The sequence below is a fragment of the Thermostichus sp. MS-CIW-25 genome (assembly GCF_054060015.1).
On record NZ_JBSSCS010000007.1, the window covers coordinates 1 to 22782 of the forward strand.

The 22782-nt window shown below is 56.6% G+C and carries 16 protein-coding genes, 1 tRNA gene and 3 CRISPR repeat arrays; of the genes, 7 read left to right on the forward strand and 10 right to left on the reverse strand.

Translation table 11 applies throughout. The annotated features are described in order from the left end of the window. The 7 genes from ACVWZ1_RS04205 to ACVWZ1_RS04235 all read right to left on the reverse strand — a co-directional run. Nucleotides 1–377 (reverse strand): IS607 family transposase (locus ACVWZ1_RS04205; RefSeq protein ID WP_457502605.1); only part of this gene is annotated, 377 nt, incomplete at its 3' end. Between the two features lie 67 nt (nucleotides 378–444). Then, nucleotides 445–603, reverse strand: coding sequence for a Uma2 family endonuclease (locus ACVWZ1_RS04210; protein ID WP_414349571.1), 159 nt, complete (start codon nucleotides 601–603; stop codon nucleotides 445–447). Nucleotides 604–640: 37 nt separating this feature from the next. Continuing rightward, entirely contained in the window at nucleotides 641–910 is a 270-nt protein-coding gene (locus ACVWZ1_RS04215; protein ID WP_414349572.1) for a hypothetical protein, read from the reverse strand. A 17-nt stretch (nucleotides 911–927) separates the two neighbouring features. Beyond that, a complete protein-coding gene (locus ACVWZ1_RS04220; protein ID WP_457502606.1) occupies nucleotides 928–1563 on the reverse strand; it encodes an ATP-dependent Clp protease proteolytic subunit in 636 nt (211 codons plus the stop codon). 116 nt (nucleotides 1564–1679) lie between these two features. Beyond that, entirely contained in the window at nucleotides 1680–4154 is a 2475-nt protein-coding gene (locus ACVWZ1_RS04225) for an ATP-dependent Clp protease ATP-binding subunit (protein WP_011432255.1), read from the reverse strand. 118 nt (nucleotides 4155–4272) lie between these two features. Beyond that, nucleotides 4273–4346: transfer RNA gene (locus tag ACVWZ1_RS04230), tRNA-Arg, on the reverse strand. Nucleotides 4347–4511: 165 nt separating this feature from the next. Next, a complete protein-coding gene (locus ACVWZ1_RS04235) occupies nucleotides 4512–5609 on the reverse strand; it encodes a tocopherol cyclase family protein (RefSeq protein ID WP_457502607.1) in 1098 nt (365 codons plus the stop codon). Between the two features lie 204 nt (nucleotides 5610–5813). Here ACVWZ1_RS04235 and ACVWZ1_RS04240 point away from each other — a divergent pair, with 204 nt between their 5' ends. The 4 genes from ACVWZ1_RS04240 (at nucleotide 5814) to ACVWZ1_RS04255 (ending at nucleotide 11450) form a co-directional block, all read left to right on the forward strand. Beyond that, a complete protein-coding gene (locus ACVWZ1_RS04240; RefSeq protein WP_457502609.1) occupies nucleotides 5814–7124 on the forward strand; it encodes a CmpA/NrtA family ABC transporter substrate-binding protein in 1311 nt (436 codons plus the stop codon). Nucleotides 7125–7645: 521 nt separating this feature from the next. Then, the gene (gene ntrB, locus ACVWZ1_RS04245; RefSeq protein ID WP_457502610.1) at nucleotides 7646–8473 is read left to right on the forward strand and encodes a nitrate ABC transporter permease; all 828 of its coding nucleotides are present in this window, start codon (nucleotides 7646–7648) and stop codon (nucleotides 8471–8473) included. A 68-nt stretch (nucleotides 8474–8541) separates the two neighbouring features. Continuing rightward, nucleotides 8542–10539 (forward strand): ABC transporter ATP-binding/substrate-binding protein, encoded by a 1998-nt coding sequence (locus tag ACVWZ1_RS04250; RefSeq protein ID WP_414349581.1) that lies wholly within the window; start codon nucleotides 8542–8544, stop codon nucleotides 10537–10539. A 71-nt stretch (nucleotides 10540–10610) separates the two neighbouring features. After that, on the forward strand, nucleotides 10611–11450 hold the full coding sequence (locus tag ACVWZ1_RS04255) for an ABC transporter ATP-binding protein (protein ID WP_457439603.1): 840 nt from the start codon (nucleotides 10611–10613) through the stop codon (nucleotides 11448–11450). A gap of 75 nt (nucleotides 11451–11525) precedes the next feature. Here the strand turns inward: ACVWZ1_RS04255 and ACVWZ1_RS04260 are convergent, their stop codons facing one another. Together ACVWZ1_RS04260 and crn3 are read right to left on the reverse strand one after the other, a co-directional pair. Then, nucleotides 11526–12317 carry an ADP-ribosylglycohydrolase family protein gene (locus ACVWZ1_RS04260; protein ID WP_414357645.1) on the reverse strand — a complete coding sequence of 264 codons (792 nt, stop codon included), beginning with the start codon at nucleotides 12315–12317 and terminating at the stop codon, nucleotides 11526–11528. Between the two features lie 103 nt (nucleotides 12318–12420). After that, complete coding sequence (gene crn3 / locus ACVWZ1_RS04265) at nucleotides 12421–13317, reverse strand: CRISPR-associated ring nuclease Crn3/Csx3 (protein WP_457502612.1); 897 nt, start codon at nucleotides 13315–13317, stop codon at nucleotides 12421–12423. Between the two features lie 165 nt (nucleotides 13318–13482). Between crn3 and ACVWZ1_RS04270 the strand changes: the two genes are divergently transcribed. The 3 genes from ACVWZ1_RS04270 to cas2 are packed head-to-tail and all read left to right on the forward strand — an operon-like array spanning nucleotide 13483 to nucleotide 16228. Next, the gene (locus ACVWZ1_RS04270; protein WP_457502614.1) at nucleotides 13483–14928 is read left to right on the forward strand and encodes a TIGR03985 family CRISPR-associated protein; all 1446 of its coding nucleotides are present in this window, start codon (nucleotides 13483–13485) and stop codon (nucleotides 14926–14928) included. An 11-nt stretch (nucleotides 14929–14939) separates the two neighbouring features. Beyond that, nucleotides 14940–15950: a CRISPR-associated endonuclease Cas1 gene (gene cas1, locus ACVWZ1_RS04275; RefSeq protein WP_457502656.1), complete on the forward strand. Its 1011-nt coding sequence runs from the start codon at nucleotides 14940–14942 to the stop codon at nucleotides 15948–15950. Continuing rightward, nucleotides 15950–16228, forward strand: a complete 279-nt coding sequence (gene cas2, locus ACVWZ1_RS04280) for a CRISPR-associated endonuclease Cas2 (RefSeq protein WP_457502615.1) — start codon at nucleotides 15950–15952, stop codon at nucleotides 16226–16228. Before cas1 ends, cas2 begins: the two co-directional genes overlap by 1 nt. A 274-nt stretch (nucleotides 16229–16502) precedes the next feature. Next, a CRISPR array of direct repeats spans nucleotides 16503–19173; the repeat unit is 37 nt; unit sequence GTTGATCCCTACCTTTTCCCCGCAAGGGGACGGAAAC. Between the two features lie 114 nt (nucleotides 19174–19287). Beyond that, nucleotides 19288–20084: direct repeats of the CRISPR family, unit length 37 nt; unit sequence GTTGATCCCTACCTTTTCCCCGCAAGGGGACGGAAAC. Nucleotides 20085–20199: 115 nt separating this feature from the next. Further along, nucleotides 20200–20829: direct repeats of the CRISPR family, unit length 37 nt; unit sequence GTTGATCCCTACCTTTTCCCCGCAAGGGGACGGAAAC. Between the two features lie 379 nt (nucleotides 20830–21208). On the opposite strand, the gene cas6 is transcribed toward cas2, so the two are convergent. Next, on the reverse strand, nucleotides 21209–22351 hold the full coding sequence (cas6, locus tag ACVWZ1_RS04285; protein ID WP_457502657.1) for a CRISPR-associated endoribonuclease Cas6: 1143 nt from the start codon (nucleotides 22349–22351) through the stop codon (nucleotides 21209–21211). Nucleotides 22352–22782 lie beyond the last annotated feature (431 nt).

Genomic DNA, 22782 nt, shown 5'->3' on the forward strand with positions numbered 1-22782 from the left:
CGATCCCTGTGAGCGACCACAATTGTTCCGACATCTCCCGCACGAACTCGTTCCAATAAGGCAAGGAACTTTGGTCTTTTGAAGTCGAGACCGCCTCCAATCTCTCCGACCACTTCGGCTCCAGGGTAGAGGTCAACCAGCCTTGCAATCTGCCTCTCCAAGTCTGGTTTCTGTCCTCGGCTGCTGACTCGGGCGTACAAGACGACCCGCTTGTCTTTCTTTGGCACTTTGATGTAGCTGTCGAGGTCATACCTTCTTGCTCTACCAGATGGCGTACGTATTGCATTGATCCAGCCTTTCTGTTCCCATCGCCTCAAGGTGTGGAGACACACCCCAAAATAATCCGCCGCTTCTCTCGGTTTTACATATCTGGCCATACCAAGCAGCCATACTGAACATACTGTACATTATTTTCAGTATAGTCCAGCGTATCATTGACTAGAGTCATGCTCCGCCAACCCAGCGCACCGCGGAAACGGACTGCTTGGCGGGATCCACTGGGATCCCACGGGCAGCGTAATCTTTGCGCTTGTCTTGATAATCGTGTTTTTCATTGTCTACTCCGGGGGAAACGACTTCCACCACCAACAGCGGCAGGGGCATGTGCAGGCAAGGATTCCGCAACCGTTTCCCAGCAAGCTCACATAGCGGGATGCAAAGCCATCACCTCTGGATTGCGCAACCGAGCCTTGGCTGCGGGCACTTCGACCTCAACTTGGCCCAAGCTCAGGCGTTGGATGGGCAAAAACTTGGGCAATTCCGCAACCAGAAACAGCTCAATGAGGGTGTTCATACGCTCCTCGGCTTCCCGAATGGACCCGTCTTCAGGTTCAACCCGTCCTTCATAAAGCCCGTCCGTGAGGCGTAGGTACTCCCCCACCGTCAAAGGCTGTACGGGAACTTGAACCATCGACGGATCCCTCTGCTTCAGTTTTTGGCTGTTGCCAACTTCGGCAAGACTTTGGAACTGGTCAGCACCTGATCGATGAGGCCGTAGGCTTTGGCTTCCTCTGGTGTCATGAAAAATAGCCGCTCCGTGTCCTTCTTGATGCGCTCCATAGGCTGGCCCGTGCTGCGGGACAGTTGCTCCAGCATCATGTTGCGCAAAGTCAGAATCTCGCGGGTGCGAATTTCGATGTCGCTGGCCTGTCCACGGGTGCCCCCATAGGGCTGGTGGAGCACGATCGTGGCATTGGGCAGACTGGCCCGAAATCCTTTGGCTCCTGCTGCCAATAACATGGCCGCCATCCCAATGGCATTGCCGATGCAGATAGTATGCACAGGCGGCTTGATGTAGTTCATGGTGTCCAGAATGGCAAAGGCCGCTGTGTCGTAGTTATAGGTGCCCGTCGAGTTGATGTACATCTTGATCGGCTTTTCCCGATCCTCGTACTGCAGATACAGCAGTTGCTCGATGATCAGCTTGGTGACGTTGGCATTCGACTCCTCTGCAAGGGGCAAGCCCAGGTAGACAATGCGCTCCTGCAGCAGCAGCGAAGCCAAATCTGGGGGTGGGGTACGAACCGGAGCGCCGCCATAGTAGTAGTAGGTCGATTGCACCATGCCAGAGATCTCCTACGCCTGGGTCTGTTCAACTGAAAAACAACACTTGAGGACCACAAGGGATCCGCAGCATCCCAACGGATCCCTTGCAGTCTGAGGACCTCTCAAAGCCAGCTTTACTCCGCCCCTTGAGGCAAGAGAACCCGCTCCGGCTCCGTGACCAGCACCTTGGGCTTGCGCTCCTCATCCACATCGATGAGCACCTCCGATCCCTCCCGGACATGCCCAGTCAGGATCTCTTCCGCCAGGATGTCTTCCAGCAGGCGTTGGATGGCGCGGCGCAGCGGGCGTGCCCCGTAGCTGGGGTTATACCCCTCCTCCACCACCAAGTCTTTGAAGCGGTCGCTGACCGTAAGGCGGATTTTCTTCTCCGTCATGCGGTCAAACACTTCCTTGAGCAGGATGTCGGCAATCTGCTTCACCTCATCCTTGGTCAGTTGCCGGAAGACGATGATCTCGTCCACGCGGTTGAGGAACTCCGGACGGAAGTACTGCTTCAGCTCCTCATTCACCAGGTTGCGGATGCGGTTGTAGTTGGCATCCTCGTCGTTGGTGTTGAACTCGAAGCCGAGGCTGCCGCCGCCCTTCTCGATGACCTTCGAGCCGATGTTAGAGGTCATCACGATCAGGGTGTTCTTGAAGTCCACCGTGCGGCCTTTGGCATCGGTCAGGCGGCCATCCTCCAGGATTTGCAGCAATAGGTTAAACACATCCGGGTGCGCCTTCTCGATCTCATCGAAAAGCACCACCGTGTAGGGGCGACGCCGCACCGCTTCTGTGAGCTGACCCCCCTCGTTGTAGCCCACATAGCCCGGCGGGGATCCGATCAGCTTGCTGACCGTGTGCCGCTCCATGTATTCCGACATGTCGAGGCGGATCATGGCTGACTCGGAGCCGAAGAAGTAGGCTGCCAAAGCCTTGGTCAGCTCGGTTTTGCCCACCCCTGTTGGGCCGGAGAAGATGAAGCTGGCGATGGGGCGGTTGGGATTTTTCAGCCCCACCCGAGCGCGGCGGATGGCCCGGGAGATGGCCCGCACCGCTTCGTCTTGGCCGATGATGCGCTGGTGCAGGGTTTCTTCCATGTTCAGCAGCTTCACTGACTCGCTCTCGGTCAGCTTGGCCACCGGCACCCCCGTCCAGGCGCTGACCACTTGGGCCACGTCCTCTTCGGTTACTTCGGGCATCTCGCTGCGGCTGCTTTCTTCCGCCTTCTTAGCAGCGGCAATGGCGCGGATCTGCTGCTTGATCTCCATCTCCCGATCCCGCAGCTCACCGGCTTTGTCGAAGTTCTGGGCCCGCACCGCAGCGTCTTTCTCCTTGAGCACTCGCCGCAGCTCTTGATCCAGCTCCCGGGCCGCCGGGGGCAGTTGAGAGTTGATCAGGCGCACCCGCGAAGCAGCCTCGTCGATCAAATCGATGGCCTTATCCGGCAGGAAGCGGTCGGAGATGTACTGGTCGGCCAGCTTGGCGGCTGCATCCAAGGCGGCATCGGAGATCTTCAGCTTGTGGTGCTGCTCGTAGCGCTCCCGCAAGCCAAACAGGATCTCGATGGTCTCGGAGACCGTCGGCTCGCCCACCATAATGGGCTGGAAGCGACGCTCCAGAGCAGCATCCCGCTCGATGTGCTTGCGGTACTCATCCAGGGTGGTGGCGCCGATGCACTGCAGCTCGCCACGGGCCAAGGCAGGCTTGAGGATGTTGGCGGCATCAATCGCCCCTTCCGCAGCCCCGGCCCCGATCAGGGTATGTACCTCGTCGATGACCAGGATGATGTTGCCGGCATTGCGGATCTCATCCATGATTTTCTTGAGGCGCTCTTCAAACTCGCCGCGGTACTTGGTGCCGGCCACCAGCAAGCCAATATCCAGGCTGATCACCCGCTTGTCGGCCAAAATATCGGGCACATCCCCCTGCACAATGCGCTGGGCCAAACCCTCGGCGATGGCGGTTTTGCCTACCCCCGGCTCGCCAATGAGGACGGGGTTGTTCTTGGTGCGGCGGCCCAGGATCTGGATCACCCGCTCGATCTCCCGCGTCCGACCGACCACCGGATCCAGCTTGCCCTCCTGGGCCAGTTGGGTGAGGTTGGAGCCGAATTCGTCCAGGGTGGGCGTTTTGGTGCGACTGGAGGATCCCCCCCCTGCCGTCACTTCGGCAGTCTCGCCCAACATGCGGATCACCTGGGTGCGCACCTTGGACAGATCCACCCCCAGGTTTTCCAAGACGCGGGCCGCTACTCCCTCCCCTTCTCGGATCAGGCCCAGGAGCAGGTGCTCAGTGCCAATGTAGTTGTGGCCGAGCTGGCGGGCCTCTTCTAGGGAGAGTTCCAGCACTCGCTTGGCGCGGGGAGTGAAAGGGATCTCGACGGCCACAAAACCGGATCCCCGACCGATAATTTTCTCGACTTCAATGCGGGCGTCCTTCAAGTTCACTCCCATGGACTTGAGAACTTTGGCGGCGACCCCAGTGCCCTCGCCGATTAACCCCAACAAAATTTGCTCGGTGCCAACGAAATTGTGACCTAACCGTCTGGCTTCTTCTTGGGCCAGCATGATCACCTTGATGGCTTTTTCTGTAAAGCGTTCAAACATGATCCTCGGGCTCCCTACGCCTGCATCAAGGCGGACTTGATAGGGGTAATCCTAGCACAAGTTCAGGCGAAACCAAGGGACGGTAAATACCCCAGACGGAAGCTGTCTGGGGCCAAAACGCGCCTGGAGAGATTTGAACTCCCGACACCGTGGTCCGTAGCCACGTGCTCTAGTCCACTGAGCTACAGGCGCAAGAGGGGCGGGCCAACCACGGTTGAATGTCTGTCCATACTATCTGTCCATAGTTACTCAGATACTATCCAGAGACAGAGATGGACATCTATCAATGTGGCTTAGGCATTCTAGCACAAGAGCGTTCTTTGGAAAGTCCAGCGGGGGTGTAGATATCCGCCAGCGTTAACATTGCCCTTGCCAAGGTTGCCGGACTTCTCCCCCCACTTCCAGGCCGGCTTGGGAGCTGGTGGCCGTGAGCACCGGCGTCCAGACTTGGCCGTTGCGCTTCCAAAGCTGTAGGTGCAGATGTCCTGCCAGGGTATCCCGACAGTTGCGCTGCATCCCTTCTGGGCCAGGGGCGAATACAGTTTGGCCAGGCCGCCGCGTGTGCCCTTCCAGCTGAATACACCAGAGGGCACTTTCTCCCCAGATTCGCCAGGATCCCCAGGGATCCACTTGCCAAGTCAGATGAGCTTGCCCAGGCCGCCATTCCAAAAAGGGCTGGGATCCCCATCCATGCAGGCTGATCAGGGCCACTTCTTCGGGGCGGGTGAGCACCTGCCGCTCAGCTCCGGCACAGGTGAGGCTGAGACCGGGATGCTGGGGAAAGGCGTTGCACTGGATCCAAAACCAGCGGCGAGGAAAGCTTTGGCCCCAATTTTTTTCGGCATAGGCAGGAGCCTGCTGAAATTCATAGCGCCTGCCTCTCCACTCCACCCAGCCGGTGGCCAAGCCGTGGCTCATGAGAATCTGCCAGCCCGGCTCAAAGATGGGCAGATAAGACCAGGCTCCCATGGTGGTTCGGGGTGGGATCCCATAGGCAAAACGAGGTTGAATGCGGTAAAGCCAGCGAATAGGCTCAGAGACCAAGGGATCCGGCAAAATCCCCTGGTTGAGGTGGGCGGTGTATTGGTAGCCACTGGCGGTGCGCTGGAAGAAGGTGAAGGGATCCTGAAGGCCGCGACAGCCAGGGCCTGGGATCCCTGAGTGCCCCAAGGCCAGATGGGTTGAGCTGGCCCAAAAGCGGCGGGGATTGGGGAAGGTGCGCCAATGCAACTCCTCCTCCGGCCCCAACACCTGAGCCATGCCCCCACGCTTGGGATCGATGGCGTACATGAAGGCAAAGCTAATGGGCGGATCCCCGGGCAACGTTACCCGGCTATACCAACCCTCAAAAAACCGCTCTGTGCAGCCATCCCAGTGGTAGCCGGCATGGGGCAGGGATCCCCAATCTGTTGAGTTGTTTTGCCCAGAGCAAGCCGCCGTTGGAGGAAACGCCATTGAGACCTAAGCCATCGCAACAATGATAAACGGAAGTCTATGCTTACCAAAATAATAATTGTATTGTTTCTATATTTATTTGCCCTTAGGATATCAACCAAGCTGAGATTTAAGGATTTCTTGAGATTTCACGAAGGAAATCCGTGGGTCAGGCGACTTGAACTGGAAAGCTTCCTTCTTGCCTTCACATATCCTTTCGATGAGGTGAGCATGACGTCACGTCGTAACTTTTTGCTGTCTGCGGGTGCGGCCACCGTGGGTGGACTCGTGAGTGGCAGCTTAGCACGGGCCAGCACAGGCTACTGGGTTGCCCAGGCCAGCGGCCCAGAAACCCCCAATCTCAGGTTAGGCTTTATACCGATTGTGGAGTCTGCCCCCCTGATCATCGCCAAGGAAAAGGGCTTTTTCGACAAGCATGGCATGACCGGTGTAGAGGTGTTAAAGCAGGCCAGTTGGCCGGCAGCCCGTGACAACGTGGTCATCGGCTCAGCGGGTGGGGGAATCGACGGTGGCCAGTGGCAGATGCCGATGCCTCACATGATCCACATTGGCGCCATCACCAACAATCAGCCGGTGCGCATGGCAGTTCTGTGTCAGTTGATCACCCAAGGCAACGGAATTGCCATTGCCGGAATGCATGTTGGCAAGGGTTTGGGGCTGGATATCTCGGGAGCCGCGGATTACATCAAAAATTTCAGCGCCAGCAACGGGCGCAAGTTCAAAGCTGCCTACACGTTTCCCAATGCCAATCAAGATTTTTGGATCCGCTACTGGCTTGCCGCCGGGGGGGTGGATCCGGATCAAGACATTGACCTCCTGACGGTGCCCTCTGCCGAAACGGTGCAGGGAATGCGCAATGGCACCATGGATGCTTTTAGCACCGGGGATCCCTGGCCCTACCGAATTGTGGCCGATGGGATCGGGTTTATAGCGGCCCTTACCCAACAGATTTGGCCCTTTCACCCCGAAGAATACTTGGCCATTCGCGCCGATTGGGTAGAGCAAAACCCCAGGGCCACACAAGCCACTTTGATGGCGGTGATGGAAGCGCAGCAATGGTGCGACGATCCGGCCAACCGAGAAGAACTGACACGCATTCTCTCAGGGCGTGCCTACCTGAATGTGCCGGTTGAAGTTCTCACCCCTCCCTTTCAAGGCAACTACGAATTGGGAGACGGCAAGCCAGCTGTTCAAGATTTCAATGCCGGGCCCTTGTACTGGGAAGATGGCCGGGGCAGCGTCTCTTACCCCTATAAGAGCCATGACCTTTGGTTCCTGACGGAATCCCTGCGTTGGGGCTTTCACGCTCGCTTCCTTCCCGATCTGGATACTGCCCGTCGTCTGGTGGATGAAGTGAACCGTGAAGATCTCTGGCGTGAGGCCGCCCAGGCTCTGGGGGTGAAGAACATCCCCAACAACACCTCGCGGGGAACAGAGCGTTTCTTTGACGGTGTGGTGTTTGACCTACAGGATCCGCAGGCTTACCTGAACAGCCTGAAAATCAAAAGGGTCTAGCTGAATAGCTTGATTGGGCCAAGTTCCTCACCTTCTTTCGCAGGAAGTCCATGGCTTACCGTTTCCTTGTTCGAATCTCTCGCGCGACAGGGATCCTGCCTACCTGTGGGATCCCACGAGGTCGAAAAAAGCGGTGCCGAGCTTTCTGCCCAAACGATGGAAAGTTGATGGATGCTATGAGCCTCGCACTTTTTGAATAACTTTAAATGCCATGTTGAGGATCGGCTATGTTGGCTCTACTTCACGTTCCGCGCGAACTCTTCAGGGATCCTCCTTTTGAGAGGCCGGCCCGGCCTCGCTGGGACAAGCTCATCCTTTCAATAGCCGTAGGAATCCTGAGTTTTCTGATTGTCGTGAGAGTTTTGTTGAGTTTGCAATCCCTGTGTTTGCCCATCCAAAGAAAAGGCAAGGCCAATCCCAGTTCATGCTCTGTTTCCAACACGTTGTAGAACCCTGCGGTTGGAATGTTCTGAGAGCGCGACAACAGAGAACCTTGTAAAACCCTATCCTCTCCAGGAGCTATGACGACGACACTTTCTTCTGCGGCAAAGTCTTCGGCAGCGAAGCTCGATTTGGCGAAGTACCGAGATCAGATTCTCCCCCCTGTGGTGGGTATTGTTGGATTCCTGCTCATCTGGCAGATCTTGGCCAGTGCCAACCTTATTCGGCTGCCGGGGCCCTGGGATGTGTGGATGGATGAGCGCAGCCGATATCTGATCCTGCATCCTTTGTATCGCAACAGCGACCTCGACCAAGGGCTGCTGCGCCAAACCTTGGCCAGCTTACAAAGGGTGGCCATCGGCTATTGCAGTGCCGCTTTGGTGGGCATCACGTTGGGCATTTTGGTGGGAAGCAGTGTGTGGATCAACCGAGCTTTGGATCCCATTTTCCAATTTTTGCGCATGGTAGCTCCCTTGGCTTGGGTGCCCATATCTTTGGCTGCTTTGCAACGCAATGAGCCGGCTGCCCTGTTCGTTATTTTTATTACCTCAATTTGGCCCATTCTCATCAACACGGCTGTGGGGGTGAGACAGATCCCGGAAGACTACATCAACGTCTCCAAAGTGCTCAAGCTCTCCAAAGTGGACTTCTTTTTTAAGGTGTTGCTGCCCTCAGCCCTGCCCTACATGTTCACAGGTCTGCGCATCGGCATCGGCCTGTCTTGGCTGGCCATTATTGCCGCAGAGATTGTGATGTCGGGTGTGCCGGGGATCGGCTTTTTCATCTGGGATGCCTACCAGCAGAACTACGTTACGGAGATCATCGTTGCCGTCATCTACATCGGAGCGGTGGGATTGCTTTTGGATCGCCTGATGTCTGTTTTGCAAAACAAGATAGCCAACCAATGATGTGTTGGATGTGTTGTCAGTATGTGGTTGGTTTGAGGCTAGACGGGTGATAGGTTGGGAGGTTTTCTGTGTCTGTATTGGTCAGTGTGGAGCAGGTGGAAAAATCTTTTGCTCTGCCCGGAGGGCAGGAATACCTTGCTCTGAAAGGGATCGATCTGCAAATCCATCGAGGGGAGTTTGTCTCCTTAATCGGCCACTCCGGCTGTGGCAAATCCACCCTATTGAACATGGTGGCGGGGCTGTCTTTGCCTACGGGGGGGATCGTAGCTTTGGATGGACATACCATTACGGCTCCCGGCCCCGATCGCATGGTGGTGTTTCAGCATTACTCGCTTTTGCCTTGGCTAACGGTTCGGCAAAACATTGCGCTGGCGGTGAATGCCGTTCTTAAAAACCATTCTCCGGCGGAGCGTCAGCAGATCGTGGAAGAGCACATTGATCTGGTGGGTTTGCGCCATGCCGCAGATAAGCCCCCAGCCCAATTGTCCGGGGGGATGAAGCAGCGGGTGGCCATTGCCCGTGCCCTGGCTTTGCGGCCCAAAGTGTTGTTGTTGGATGAGCCGTTTGGCGCTTTGGATGCGCTCACGCGCGGGAACTTGCAAGAGCAGTTAATGCGCATCTGTGAAGAACATCAGATGACCACCCTCATGGTCACCCACGATGTGGACGAAGCGGTTCTTCTGTCAGATCGTGTGGTCATGCTCACCAATGGGCCGGGATCCCGAATTGGGAACATTTTAACCATTGATATTCCTCGGCCCCGCCGTCGGCTGGAGGTGGTCAACCATCCCAGCTACTACAGCTACCGCAGCGAGATCATCTACTTTTTGAACCAACAAAAACGGATTAAGCAATGGCGTGCTCGCCGCAGCACTGTGGTGGCCAGGCATGGCTTGGAAAAGATCAACTTGGAGATCGGCTTTGTGCCCCTCACTGCCTGTGCTCCCTTGGCTGTGGCCAAAGAAAAAGGGTTTTTTGCCAAACACGGCTTGGAAGAAGTGAATTTGGTGCGGGAAACCAGTTGGCGAGGGATCCAAGACGGCATTCAGGGAGGTTATCTGGATGCGGCCCAAATGCCCGCCGGTATGCCGGTGTGGATGTCTTTGGGCGGAGGGGATAACCCGCCTCAGCCGGTGGTTACGGCCCTCACCTTGACCCGCAACGGCAATGCCATCACCTTGCATAAGCGGTTCTACGAGCAAGGGATCCACACCCTCAGCCAGTTGAAGGCTTACATTCTGGATAGTCCCAGCCGTCGGCTTACCTTTGGGGTGGTGCATCCCAGCTCTATGCACAATTTGCTGTTGCGCTACTGGCTGGCAGCCGGCGGGATCCACCCGGATCACGATGTGGTACTGAAAACGCTGCCTCCGGCCCAGATGGTGGCCAACCTGACAGCCGGCAACATCGATGGGTACTGTGTGGGAGAGCCCTGGAATTTGCGGGCAGCCTTAGAGGGCAGTGGCTTTACGGTGGCTACAGACCTGGAGATTTGGCTGGGCCATCCCGGCAAAGTGTTGGGGGTGCGAGAAGATTGGGCCAGAGCCTACCCCAACACCCACATTGCCTTGGTCAAAGCGCTGTTGGAAGCCTGCCGCTACTGTGAAGACCCGGCCCATCACGACGAGATTCGCGAGCTGCTCAGCCGCCGCGCCTACCTGAGCACCGACCCCTCCTACATTCATCTGGGGGATCCCCAGCGCCTAATCTGTGACTTGGACAGGCCGATGCGGGAATATGCCCACCACCGCTTCTTTCTGGGAGCCGGCAACCGTCCCAGCCGCACCGAGCATCTGTGGATGATGACCCAAATGGCCCGCTGGGGGGAGCTGCCCTTTCCCCGCAACTGGGTGGAGATCGTGGAGCGGGTATGTCAGGTGGGGGTGTTCAGCACGGCAGCCCGCGAGCTGGGACTGGATGTCTCCTACCAAAGGCAGCCCATTCAGTTGTTCGACGGGATCCCCTTTAATGGTGAGGATCCCCTGGCCTACCTCAACAGTTTGGCGATTAAGCACGATATTTATGTAGCCGAGGTTGCCTTAGATCGTCGTCCTGTGTTGCTCTAGATACCCACTTGGGCGCCCTTGCAAAAGCACATTCCCCGTTGTGAGAAAATCATGAGTTGGAGCACCCTACGATGACTGCCCTCTTGACAACCTCTACCCCAGCGAACGTAGCCGCAGAACCCTACCTAAGCCTTGAGAATGTCAGCAAGACCTACTCAACTCCCAAGGGGGATTATCCCGTCTTGCGAGATATCAACCTCAGTGTGAACGAGGGAGAGTTTGTCTGCTTGGTTGGGCATTCCGGCTGTGGCAAAACCACCCTGCTGAATATGGTTTCCGGATTTGCCCAGCCCACCAGTGGCTCGGTGAAGCTGAAAGGGCAGCCGATTACAGCTCCTGGCCCGGAGCGCATGGTGGTGTTTCAAGGGTATGCCCTGTTGCCCTGGCTCACAGTTTATGAAAACGTCTATTTGGCCGTTCGGTCGGTATTTCCCCACAAGAGCCAGTCGGAAAAGCATCGAATTGTGGAAGAACATTTGGATTTGGTGGGGCTGGGGGAAGCTGCTCAGAAATATCCCTCGCAAATTTCGGGAGGGATGAAACAGCGGGTAGCCATTGCTCGTGCGTTGGCCATCCGTCCAGAAGTGCTGATTTTGGATGAACCCTTCGGGGCCTTGGATGCCATTACCAAAGAGGAGCTTCAAGAGGAGCTGTTGCGCATTTGGGATGAACATCGCTGCACGGTTTTGATGATTACCCACGACATTGATGAGGCGCTGTTTTTGGCCGACCGCTTGGTACTGATGACCAATGGCCCTGCAGCCACCATCGGGCAGATCGTGACCATCCCCTTCCCGCGCCCTCGGGATCGCGAGCGGATTCTTGAAGATCCGCAGTACTACCGCCTGCGCAACTCGGTTCTCAGCTATCTCTACGGCCATGAAGCCAACCCAGAGGCGGCTTACCGGTAAATCCAACCTGGAGCAGTTGACGGAGCGAGAGGGCGACAAGGCAACCCAAAACCCAAAAACCACACACCTTGGCCATCAGGTGCAGCCCCTGGTCAGGCGATCCGCAAACCTCTCTTGGAACTCGCACACAACGCCGTGCAACCGCTCGTCCAAAACGGCCAGCGTCTGGGATGCGATCTCGTCCGGCACGCCGCCGAAAAACGCCTCCGCAATGCCCCCGGCAATGCAGGCCATGGTGTCTGCGTCTCCACCAAGGGAGATGGCGTTGCGCACCGCGTCTTCAAAACCGTCTGCCTCTAGGAACGCGATGATCGACTGGGGCACCGAGCCCTGACAGGAGACATCGAAGCAGTAGTGCTCCCGGATATCGTCCAGCCGCTCGGATAGGCAGTATCCGAACTCTTGCTCGATGTACGTCTTGATGTCGGCCTTGGTGTACCCTGACCGGGCGAGAAACACGGCGGCTGCCGTAGCCTGAGCGCCGCGGATGCCCTCCGGGTGGTTGTGGGTTACCTCGGCACTGGCCCGCGCCTGGGCCAGCACTTCTTCCAGCGTGTTGCAGGCGATGCCAATGGGGCTAACCCGCATGGCGGCTCCGTTGCCCCAACTGTAGTACGGCTCACGGCAGCGATGCTCGGCCCAGTGGATGAAGCTGCTCCCGTACCCAGCCTCTGGGTAGGCGTGGAAGTACTCATGGTACCAATCGACGTAGCTACCGCCCCGCAGCAGCCGCTCGGCCACAGCGACCGTCAGAACCGTGTCATCGGTAAATTGGCTGGCCTCGACGAACAGCGGAAAGTTCTTCGTTTTGGTGCCCGAGTGCTCATGGACAGAGCCGATAACATCCCCGGCAATGGCTCCCAGCATCAGTACCCTCTCCTTTTTCTTTTCCCAGTTCTCAATCTCCCGGTTCTCAATCTCGCCGTTTCCGAAAAGGCTCGCCCGCCCATCCAATTCTGAATCCGCACCCCTAGGCAATCAAGCGGCGCACCGCCCGCAGCAGCTCCGCGGGGGGAGGAGAGTTGGGATCCCAGCGAATTTCCAACTCAGGTGAGTCTTTGAGCACTTGAGGAGGGCCGGGCGAGGTGTGCAGGATGGCCACACAGCGCAAATTGCCCCGGTCTCGACAAAACTCGTGCCAGAGAGGGATAGCCTCGGGATCCCGGCTGACCACCAGGTAGTGGGAGCAGGCTTCCAGGATCGGCTGCTTTTGCGGATCCACCTTGCCGCCCACATCCACAATCACCAAACTCTTTTGCCGGCGCAAAGCCAGAATGGCCTGGGCATGGAAGCCAAAAAACTCAGGGGTTGAACGGCCCCGGTACCGCTGCTTGAGGGCTTCGGCCTGTTCTAGGGGTAAGTCCAGAGTCCAATTGCCTTCCCCATCCCAATGGGCCCGTTGCAGATAAATATCAGGATGCTCCGGCAGCAGAGCTTCGAAGAGGGCGCGGGCAAGACGGCTTTTGCCACTGTCGGGGGGGCCCACCACCATCACCGCCGCTGCCAATTCTGAACCCGGCCTTCCCTGCACCCAGGGGATGACCTGGCCCACCCGCACTTCCGGGGTATGGCTGGAGACCACCACTGCGCCCAAGCGTGGGTCATAGCAGGCCACCCAGCGGGTGAAGTGGCACTCGTGCACCAGCCAGCCATACAGCCAAATGGGGGCCCGCCCCGTCAGAACCACACCCAGCCGGGCATCGATCCCTGCAGGCAGCCGAAGCTGAGCCAGATCCTCTGGAAAAACCAGGCGATCCGGTCGGGTCAGCTCGATTTCAAGGATTTGAAAAGACAGTTCTGCAGAGTGGGGTTTCTGCGGGTCTTCGGCCAGATAGCCGGAAAGCAAATGCAGTGCCACAGCAGCCATGGGCAGATTTGACGAGACAGGTTGACTTCAGTATGGAAGAGATTGGAAGTGGAAGGTTCCAACTCATGTCAGAGTGGTCAGGCTCTCACTTGCGCCTTGCTCCAAGAAAACCCCTGGCCTGGAGTGCCATCAACTGGTTGACCTAAGAACCGAGGGAACTGTCGGATGAGCGGATTTGAGCTGCCTTTGACGGTGGAAGTGTTGCGTTGGTTAGCGGGCGGTCAGTTGGCCGAGCGCCTGGAGCGGGCCGTGCGCCTGTGGGTGCTGCTCCACTGCCTCTATGGCAAAAACCGCTGGCCAGACCTGCCGGAAACCTTTGGCTACACCCACATCCGGGATCGCTTGCTCTCACCACGGCACCCCAAGCAGGATCTGGCACAAGGGATCCCTTCACCCTGTCCTGATGTTGACTGCATTTGCTGGAAACCCTTGAGGTTTTGGCTGAAGGATCCCAACCTATTGGCCGCCTTAAAAGCAGAAGTTCCGGATCTGGAAGCGCTGCTATCTGCTCAACCCTTTCACAAGACCCATCGCACACTGCGCAAAGAGCTGGATTACCTGGCTGCCCGGGGTTGGCTGCAACAAATTCAGGCCAACTCTAGGCGGAGAGATAATTTTCGCTGCCGTGCGCCGGGGGATCGTCCCCAACTGCCCGTATCTTCATCGGCTTTGACCTTATCGGGCCATCAACTGGAACAGATCTATCACATCCTCAGCGATGTGGCCTTTGTACATCCAGATGTGCAGGTTTTGCTGGATGAAATCTGGGAAAATCAAAGGACTCCGTCCCGCTGGCGCGAAAGGACTCCGTCCCGCTGGCGCGATCAGCACTCGCAGCGGCGGCTGTTTGTGTGGTTTGAGTACATCCTCTCAGACGAACAGCAAGAACGGGTGGATGAATATCAAAGCCAGCTAGAAGCCCTTTGGGCCAACCCAGAAGCAGGGGTGATCGGTTTTGACTACGCCACCCGCCAACATGGGATCCGACACGTTCTCACTTACCCAGTCTGTTTGTTCTATGCCCGCCGCGCCAAGTATTTGGCAGCCTTTGGCCAGCTTCCCACCCCCGAAGGATCCCTGGGCTGGCACAATTTTCGGCTGGATCGGATCCAGTCTGAGCGCCTGGCGGTGATTCCCTGGGACGCTCCTTCCATTCCGCCAGAGCTGGCAACCCGCAAACGGCAGAGGAAGCTGCCCAGCCCAGAGGAAGTCCAAGCAGCATGGGAAGAAGCCTGGGGATCCGATTTTTACCTGCCCAAGGCATTGTTGATCCTTCGATTTTCCCCGGAGTTTGCCCGTCGCTATGTGGAAAGCACAGTGCGACATCCCACCTTCCAGCCCATTGCCTACGAGCGGATCCCGGCTTTGGTGCAGCAGGCAGTGGCGGATGTGCGGGAACGCCAACAGATTTTGAACATTCTCCGGCAAAGGCCGGCCAGCGACCGCTATTTTCGGGCCTGGGTACGGGTGGGAGATACCAATTTCACCATGCGCCTGCGGGATTGGCGGCCCAACGGCGAGGTCATCGCTCCCCCGGCCTACCGGGAACAGATGGCTCGGGAAGCCCAGGCAGAGCTGCAGTTTTATCGCCCCGACCTGAAGCTTTCTTGACCTTCCTGCCCATGACCACCCTCTACCTAACCGAGCCGGGGACTGTGGTTCACTGCCAAAACCAAACCCTGCTCATTCGCCGCCGTGGTCAAGAGCAGCTTTGCCGCCTGGCAGAGGTGAAGCTGGTGGTGGTGTTGCCCGGGATCCAATTGACCAGCGCAGCTTTGGCCCAACTGCTGGATCGAGGCATCGAAACCATTTTTTTGCGTGCGGATGGCGGTTTTCGCGGTCGCCTGCAGGGATCCTTCTCCACCAACTCTGAGATCCGTCTGGCCCAGTATCAGCGGGCCTACTCCCCCTGGGGGCTGAGGTGGGCCAAGGTGATTGTGCGCGGCAAGATTCGCAACCAACGGGCAATTCTACAACTGCACAACCGGGCTACCCGCGGCCAAATTGCCCCCTTACAGGAGGGTATTGATGTTATCGCCGCCTACCTGCAACAGTTGGATCGCTCCACCACTCCTCCGGATCGAGAAGCGCTGATGGGCCTGGAGGGCATTTGCGCCCGCACCTACTACCAATCCCTGCAACATTGCTTTCCGCCTGAGTGGAACTTCACTGGCCGCAACCGACAGCCGCCGCTCGACCCGATTAACGCGCTCCTCAGTTGGGGCTACGGGGTGCTGCTGGCAAGAGTGTTCTCGGCGGCCGTGATGGCCGGCTTGGATCCCTACCTGGGCTTTTTCCACGCCAATTTGCCCTATCGCCCCAACCTGGTGCTGGATTTGATGGAAGAGTTTCGGCCCTTGGTGGTGGATTGGGCCGTGCTCCAACTCATCAAGGCCGGCTTGCTCACCCCGGAAGACTTTGAGCCGTCGCCGGATGGAACAGGCGTATGGCTGGGATCCCTGGCCAAAAAGTTGTTTTTGGGTGAGCTGGAGCGCCGCTTCCGCGAGCCGTTGCTCTATCCTCCCCAGTCGCGTCGCCTGGCTCTGAGCCAAATCGTGCTGGAGCAAGCCCGCTGGCTGGGCCGTTGCCTGGTGAGCGGCAACCTGGAGTACGAAGCAATGGAGCTGCGCTGATGCTGTGGTTGGTTTGCTACGACGTGGTGGACGATAAGCGCCGACACCAGTTGGCCAAACGCCTGGAGCAGTGCTGCCAGCGAGTGCAATACTCCGTTTTTGAATGCCCACTGGACACTGCAGAGTTGGAAAACAAGCTGGAACAGTCGTGGTTGCCCCTGCTGAATCTCAAGGAAGACAGTCTGCGGGCCTACCCTTTGGATGCCGCGGCCAAGAAGCAGGCCAAAGTCTTCGGGGGGCCTCCCCCCTATGAGCCGCCGGACTACCTGATCTTCTGAGGCTCTCCACCGGGCCGAAATTGTAAAGTTTTGTGCGCGATCTGTCGGGGCGAGCCATCACCAGCCTGACTCTGCCGGCACAAGATTTTAAGGGAAACTTTAGATCTTTTGCCCCGATTGGCCCAAAAACGTGACATAATGGCCGTAGCAAGCTCAATTTCCCCGCTTGCGCTTGGCCGCGAGGACAATGTTAATATCTGTGTCGAGGAATCTCCGTACTCCCTCGCGAACGCACCTTGAAAACCTCATGAATTCAGGCTTTTCCGAGGGTAGGGTTGATCCCTACCTTTTCCCCGCAAGGGGACGGAAACTGCGTCTAACACGACGCTGCCCGTACTTGACCTAATGTTGATCCCTACCTTTTCCCCGCAAGGGGACGGAAACCCTAGCGGAAGCCAACCTTGAGCCAACTGGATTTGTTGTTGATCCCTACCTTTTCCCCGCAAGGGGACGGAAACATACAGCCCTTTGTCAGGGTTGTAGTACAAGGGAGTGTGGGTGTTGATCCCTACCTTTTCCCCGCAAGGGGACGGAAACGACGGGACTACCATTACTCTAGAGGAGGTAGAACTACCGTTGATCCCTACCTTTTCCCCGCAAGGGGACGGAAACAGGCCTCAGCTGCAGGCCAGTACTCCTCAGGCAGGAGCCTGATGAGTTGATCCCTACCTTTTCCCCGCAAGGGGACGGAAACACTCAACCCCTCCACAGTAGATTCACCCCCAACCCTACTCGTTGATCCCTACCTTTTCCCCGCAAGGGGACGGAAACGAAGATCGGAGCTTTTCGCACTGCAAAGCTGCTCTTACGGTTGATCCCTACCTTTTCCCCGCAAGGGGACGGAAACGTGAACAACTATCCTACCTAAAATAAAAAGGCTGCCACTGTTGATCCCTACCTTTTCCCCGCAAGGGGACGGAAACTCAATTAGCTCTACAATGACCTCAGGATGCTCTTTAAGCTCGACGTTGATCCCTACCTTTTCCCCGCAAGGGGACGGAAACATTGAATAAAATTCATTCGATCTACTAATACCGGATCGTTGTTGATCCCTACCTTTTCCCCGCAAGGGGACGGAAACCGTTCGATGTCGGCTACGGCGTCTCCGGCCACAACCCCGGCCGTTGATCCCTACCTTTTCCCCGCAAGGGGACGGAAACCTCGATATACTGCCGGCCACGAGTTGTGATCATGATAGCCACAGTGTTGATCCCTACCTTTTCCCCGCAAGGGGACGGAAACAAAGCCTCATTGGGGCCAAAGCGAAAGCGCGTAATGCTGAGGTTGATCCCTACCTTTTCCCCGCAAGGGGACGGAAACGTAGCCACCCCCGGCTCTCCAGGCCCTTCTAGGCCAATTTGTTGATCCCTACCTTTTCCCCGCAAGGGGACGGAAACATGCGTAATAGTGAACGATAGACATTGTAACCTCCAACTGGGTTGATCCCTACCTTTTCCCCGCAAGGGGACGGAAACATCATACTCTAACCCCTCAACAAAGGCTGCCTTAATGGCGTTGATCCCTACCTTTTCCCCGCAAGGGGACGGAAACCCTGGGTGTTCTTTTATCCCTGAAAAGGGAGGAGTACATATGAGTTGATCCCTACCTTTTCCCCGCAAGGGGACGGAAACTAGGGCGTACTTGAATCCGCCCTTACAGGTTACCTCCACTATGTTGATCCCTACCTTTTCCCCGCAAGGGGACGGAAACTCCTTTCGGAGCGGAGGGTGCCATTAGCGTACTGGCTCCACGTTGATCCCTACCTTTTCCCCGCAAGGGGACGGAAACCCGTGCAGTCTTTGATGTACGCGTTGAAGTCCGTGTATATGAAGTTGATCCCTACCTTTTCCCCGCAAGGGGACGGAAACAAGATCTTCGTTGGAGATATCAGGATTGGCTGCCTTTATCTCCCGTTGATCCCTACCTTTTCCCCGCAAGGGGACGGAAACCCTCTGGGGTTGAATAAAGCTTTTCCCAGCCGGTTTCGGTGGTCGTTGATCCCTACCTTTTCCCCGCAAGGGGACGGAAACGATGACTTAATCTTGGTCGAGAGGTAACCGAGTTTGAGTGTTGATCCCTACCTTTTCCCCGCAAGGGGACGGAAACACATTTATGGTAGTAAGCGCCTGTACCTGCGCCACTGCTTCATAAGTTGATCCCTACCTTTTCCCCGCAAGGGGACGGAAACTGAGAGCTGAGTACTCACTAATACAGCAAATAGTGAGCGTTGATCCCTACCTTTTCCCCGCAAGGGGACGGAAACGGGAGTTCTTCGCTACCTTGCTGTTGAGCTCGATCTAGGTTGATCCCTACCTTTTCCCCGCAAGGGGACGGAAACTTTGTGACGAGCCTTGCCCTGACAAACCGTATGTTGATCCCTACCTTTTCCCCGCAAGGGGACGGAAACACCTCAACCCTGAAGACGTACGTCAGATGGGTGGTGACTATGTTGATCCCTACCTTTTCCCCGCAAGGGGACGGAAACAGGCCACTTTTGGCCTCTAGGTATAGCCTTAACTAAGGCTGTTGATCCCTACCTTTTCCCCGCAAGGGGACGGAAACCCTTCTTCACCTTACGGTTGAATTTTTGCCGCTTGCGCGTTGATCCCTACCTTTTCCCCGCAAGGGGACGGAAACCATTCTTAACTGGTCCTAGAGCAGTGTCTTGCCAGAGTTGATCCCTACCTTTTCCCCGCAAGGGGACGGAAACCCAATCTGGCAGCCTTTAGTGGGTTAGTTAGAGGTTAGGCCGTTGATCCCTACCTTTTCCCCGCAAGGGGACGGAAACCTCTTGTCCTTATTTACATAATTCAACTTGTGTATTACTGTTGATCCCTACCTTTTCCCCGCAAGGGGACGGAAACAAAAGAGTTGGACATAACAACCTCCCTTACATGGGAAGAAACAGTTGATCCCTACCTTTTCCCCGCAAGGGGACGGAAACAATTTCAGAGCGATTTGAAGCTCGTTTGGCCAAGACGACGTTGATCATAGTTAACCTCCTATCGGCAGGGAATACTAAACCTGCCGCGATTTGAAGCTCGTTTGGCCAAGACGACGTTGATCCCTACCTTTTCCCCGCAAGGGGACGGAAACGGAGTCGACTCTCCCAACATACCTTGGGTACATTAATGAGTTGATCCCTACCTTTTCCCCGCAAGGGGACGGAAACATTCGACTCAGCACCACAGTTGCAGTGGACAAGGTTTTGGACGTTGATCCCTACCTTTTCCCCGCAAGGGGACGGAAACGCTTTGGGCGCACTTCTCAGGAGCCTCCATGCCTCCATTGCGTTGATCCCTACCTTTTCCCCGCAAGGGGACGGAAACAAGGCCATTAGGGCCAGAGGCCCATCAGTGACTAGGCGGAGTTGATCCCTACCTTTTCCCCGCAAGGGGACGGAAACGTGGATGGATACTCGGTCACCGTCATAGTCGCCACCCATTTGTTGATCCCTACCTTTTCCCCGCAAGGGGACGGAAACAGCCACAGGACCGCTTACGATTAGGCGTAACAGGGCTGGTTGATCCCTACCTTTTCCCCGCAAGGGGACGGAAACTGAATGTGTACATAATGTTGTGCTACAGAGCTACTTTGTTGATCCCTACCTTTTCCCCGCAAGGGGACGGAAACAGTTCCTTTGGCTGTTATTAACCCAGCCTCAGAAACGTTGATCCCTACCTTTTCCCCGCAAGGGGACGGAAACAGTGAGGAGACTAGTTAGTAGATTCCGACTACCTCCATGTTGATCCCTACCTTTTCCCCGCAAGGGGACGGAAACTCGTGAATTAGTTCGCGAAAGTCGGTTAGAAGCACTCGTTGATCCCTACCTTTTCCCCGCAAGGGGACGGAAACTACGCTAACCAGGGTTCCGGTAGTCCATCCCGAGTAGCGTTGATCCCTACAGTTTCAATCTTCTGAACCGTTCCAGACATGAGGTAATAAGGTTCCGGTAGTCCATCCCGAGTAGCGTTGATCCCTACCTTTTCCCCGCAAGGGGACGGAAACACACCCAGGTTGTTTATACACCTGGGTGTTCTTTATGTTGATCCCTACCTTTTCCCCGCAAGGGGACGGAAACCTAATAGGATTGGCTCAGGTTTACTATTGAGCAGACGTTGATCCCTACCTTTTCCCCGCAAGGGGACGGAAACCTCCCTCCCAACAAACACACCCAGGATTTCTCCGTTGATCCCTACCTTTTCCCCGCAAGGGGACGGAAACAGGAGCAAATCCTGAGGTCCTCTCGTTGCGAATTTATTCGTTGATCCCTACCTTTTCCCCGCAAGGGGACGGAAATGCAAGCCACCGCCCACGAAAGGGTTCTTAAACCCCGTTAAAAGTTGATCCCTACCTTTTCCCCGCAAGGGGACGGAAACCCGACTCGCCCACCTCTCGCGGCTGGAAAGTGCGCAGTTGATCCCTACCTTTTCCCCGCAAGGGGACGGAAACAGGCCACGGATTTGGCCAAACAGAGGGCAGCTAGCCCGTTGATCCCTACCTTTTCCCCGCAAGGGGACGGAAACCCCAGAATTTCTTCTGGGACCTCCCGCTCAGAATCTACGTTGATCCCTACCTTTTCCCCGCAAGGGGACGGAAACTAGAGAGAAGCGAGTAATGAGCAAAGAGAAGTGAGGTTGATCTCTACCTTCTCCCTGCAAGAGCATGCCTCTAACCCCCAAAACCCTGAACTTTGCTGAATTTACTGAGCTTTAGGCGGTTTGGCAAAAGTCATTGAGAGGGATATAGTAGACCAAGTTTCCCCCTGATCCTTGAGTCCACCGCAACGGTTGCCGGGAAGTGAAGGGGGAAAGCGCTCGGGGGGTATTCCTCAGGGCTTTGCGGGATACCGCCTTCCTGCTTGGACTCCGTCCCGCTGACGCGAACAGAGATAGGCAGGATGCGATCGCTTCTTTCCTGAACCATGTTCAGGAGAGTTCAGCGTGAATGTATCAGGCTCAACAAAGTACCTCAAGTCATCTAGGGAAGACTGCTCGACGAGTAGTCCTGGGATCCAGACTGGAGAGAGCGGCGGGCCAGCTTGGCATAGGTCTTCACCGTCTCGTAGGGCATCTCCAAATCAGCGGCGATCTGTTGTAAGCTCTCTCCACCTTCGCGGCGGGCCAGGATCGTCGCCCACAGTTGGGCAGTTTTTTCGGCGCGGGATCCCCCTTGTCGTTGCCGCTGGCTGAGAAAGAGGGCGCTCAGCTCCTCGATCCGCTGGGCCACCTGCTCTTCCCGGGAAGGGACAGGGGAGGCGGGTAGCTCTTCGGCCAACCAACCCAGGCGGGTTTGCCCTAGCCCAAAGGGGGTTTTGTGGCCGGTGCCGCAGTAGGGGGCAAGGTGGATCAGGGCTTGGAGCTGCTGCTGCAACAGCTCAGGCGCACGGGAGGAGACAGCCAACTGCACACAGCCGATGAATCCCGTCACGGATCCCTGGCGACCTGCGGTGGTTTTGACCGATTCCAGACGGTGCCGCTGGATGATCACTTCCCCATCCACCCAATCCAGAAAAGGCTCCGCCTCGATGGGCAGACCGGAAAAATCGTTCCAACGGCGCAGATAGCTGTGGAACAGGTTGCGAGGGATCGGCAGCGGCAGATGGTGGCCCCGGTGGCGAAAGCTGGTGGGCGAGACGAAGGAAAGGCTCCAGGAGCGGGGGGAAAGAGGCTGCTCCAACAGTTGACGATAGGTGCGCGGGGGGATCGAGATCTGCCATCCCAGGATCTGCAGCGGGGATCCCCGCAATTCCAGCCAGGTGGGCAGCCGTTGGCACCACCCTCGCAGCCACTCCACCACCGGCGGGTTGAGGCCGGTGATCCACCAGCGGAAGGGGAGATGAGGCGCGATCAGCGGTCGCCCCCCCTGCTCGCGGAACGGCCCCATCAGCCGGGAGAGGGTAAAAGGTTTCTCCGATTCTCCATCGTGCAAATAGGCCGATAGCTGCGGGTCTGTCTCTTGCACCTGGCTCAAGAACCAGGCGTGCAGCCCTTTGGCATAGTGGGGATCCAGCAGGTAAGACCGAGGAGCCTGAACTTCCAAGGTGATCCCCACCAACTCGGATCCCGTCGGCCACTTGCCGTTCGCTTCTCTATCAGCAGATGGCTCTGAGAAACTCAGCATAGGCACAGCCCATTCCCAGTCCACAGCAACAATCAACACAAAACCCAACTTTCCATTGAGAAAATTTTAGAAGGGATCCCTTCTTATTGGGTTTACTCTCGAATTGCCCGTTGTACAGGCAGAAAAAATCTCACAATCTGAAGAAAGCCTTGCAATCGTCTGCAACCCATCGCACTCGATCTATACTGCTAGCAAGCTAGAGGACTGAAAACCATGAGGCGAGAGCGTTTATCGGATATGGCTGAAACAATCGGTAACCTCAATGGCATCTCTCGGCTTGATTCGATTGGTTACCCACCCAACCGGCAAACCCTTTTTTGAAGGGCTTTGGTCTTCCGCGAAGGATTAAAAATCGAGGCCAATTGCCCCCAGCCTTTAGGGATCTGTCCGTCGCAGCCGATGGAAGCCCTGTCCAAGACTTGTCTTCCTTT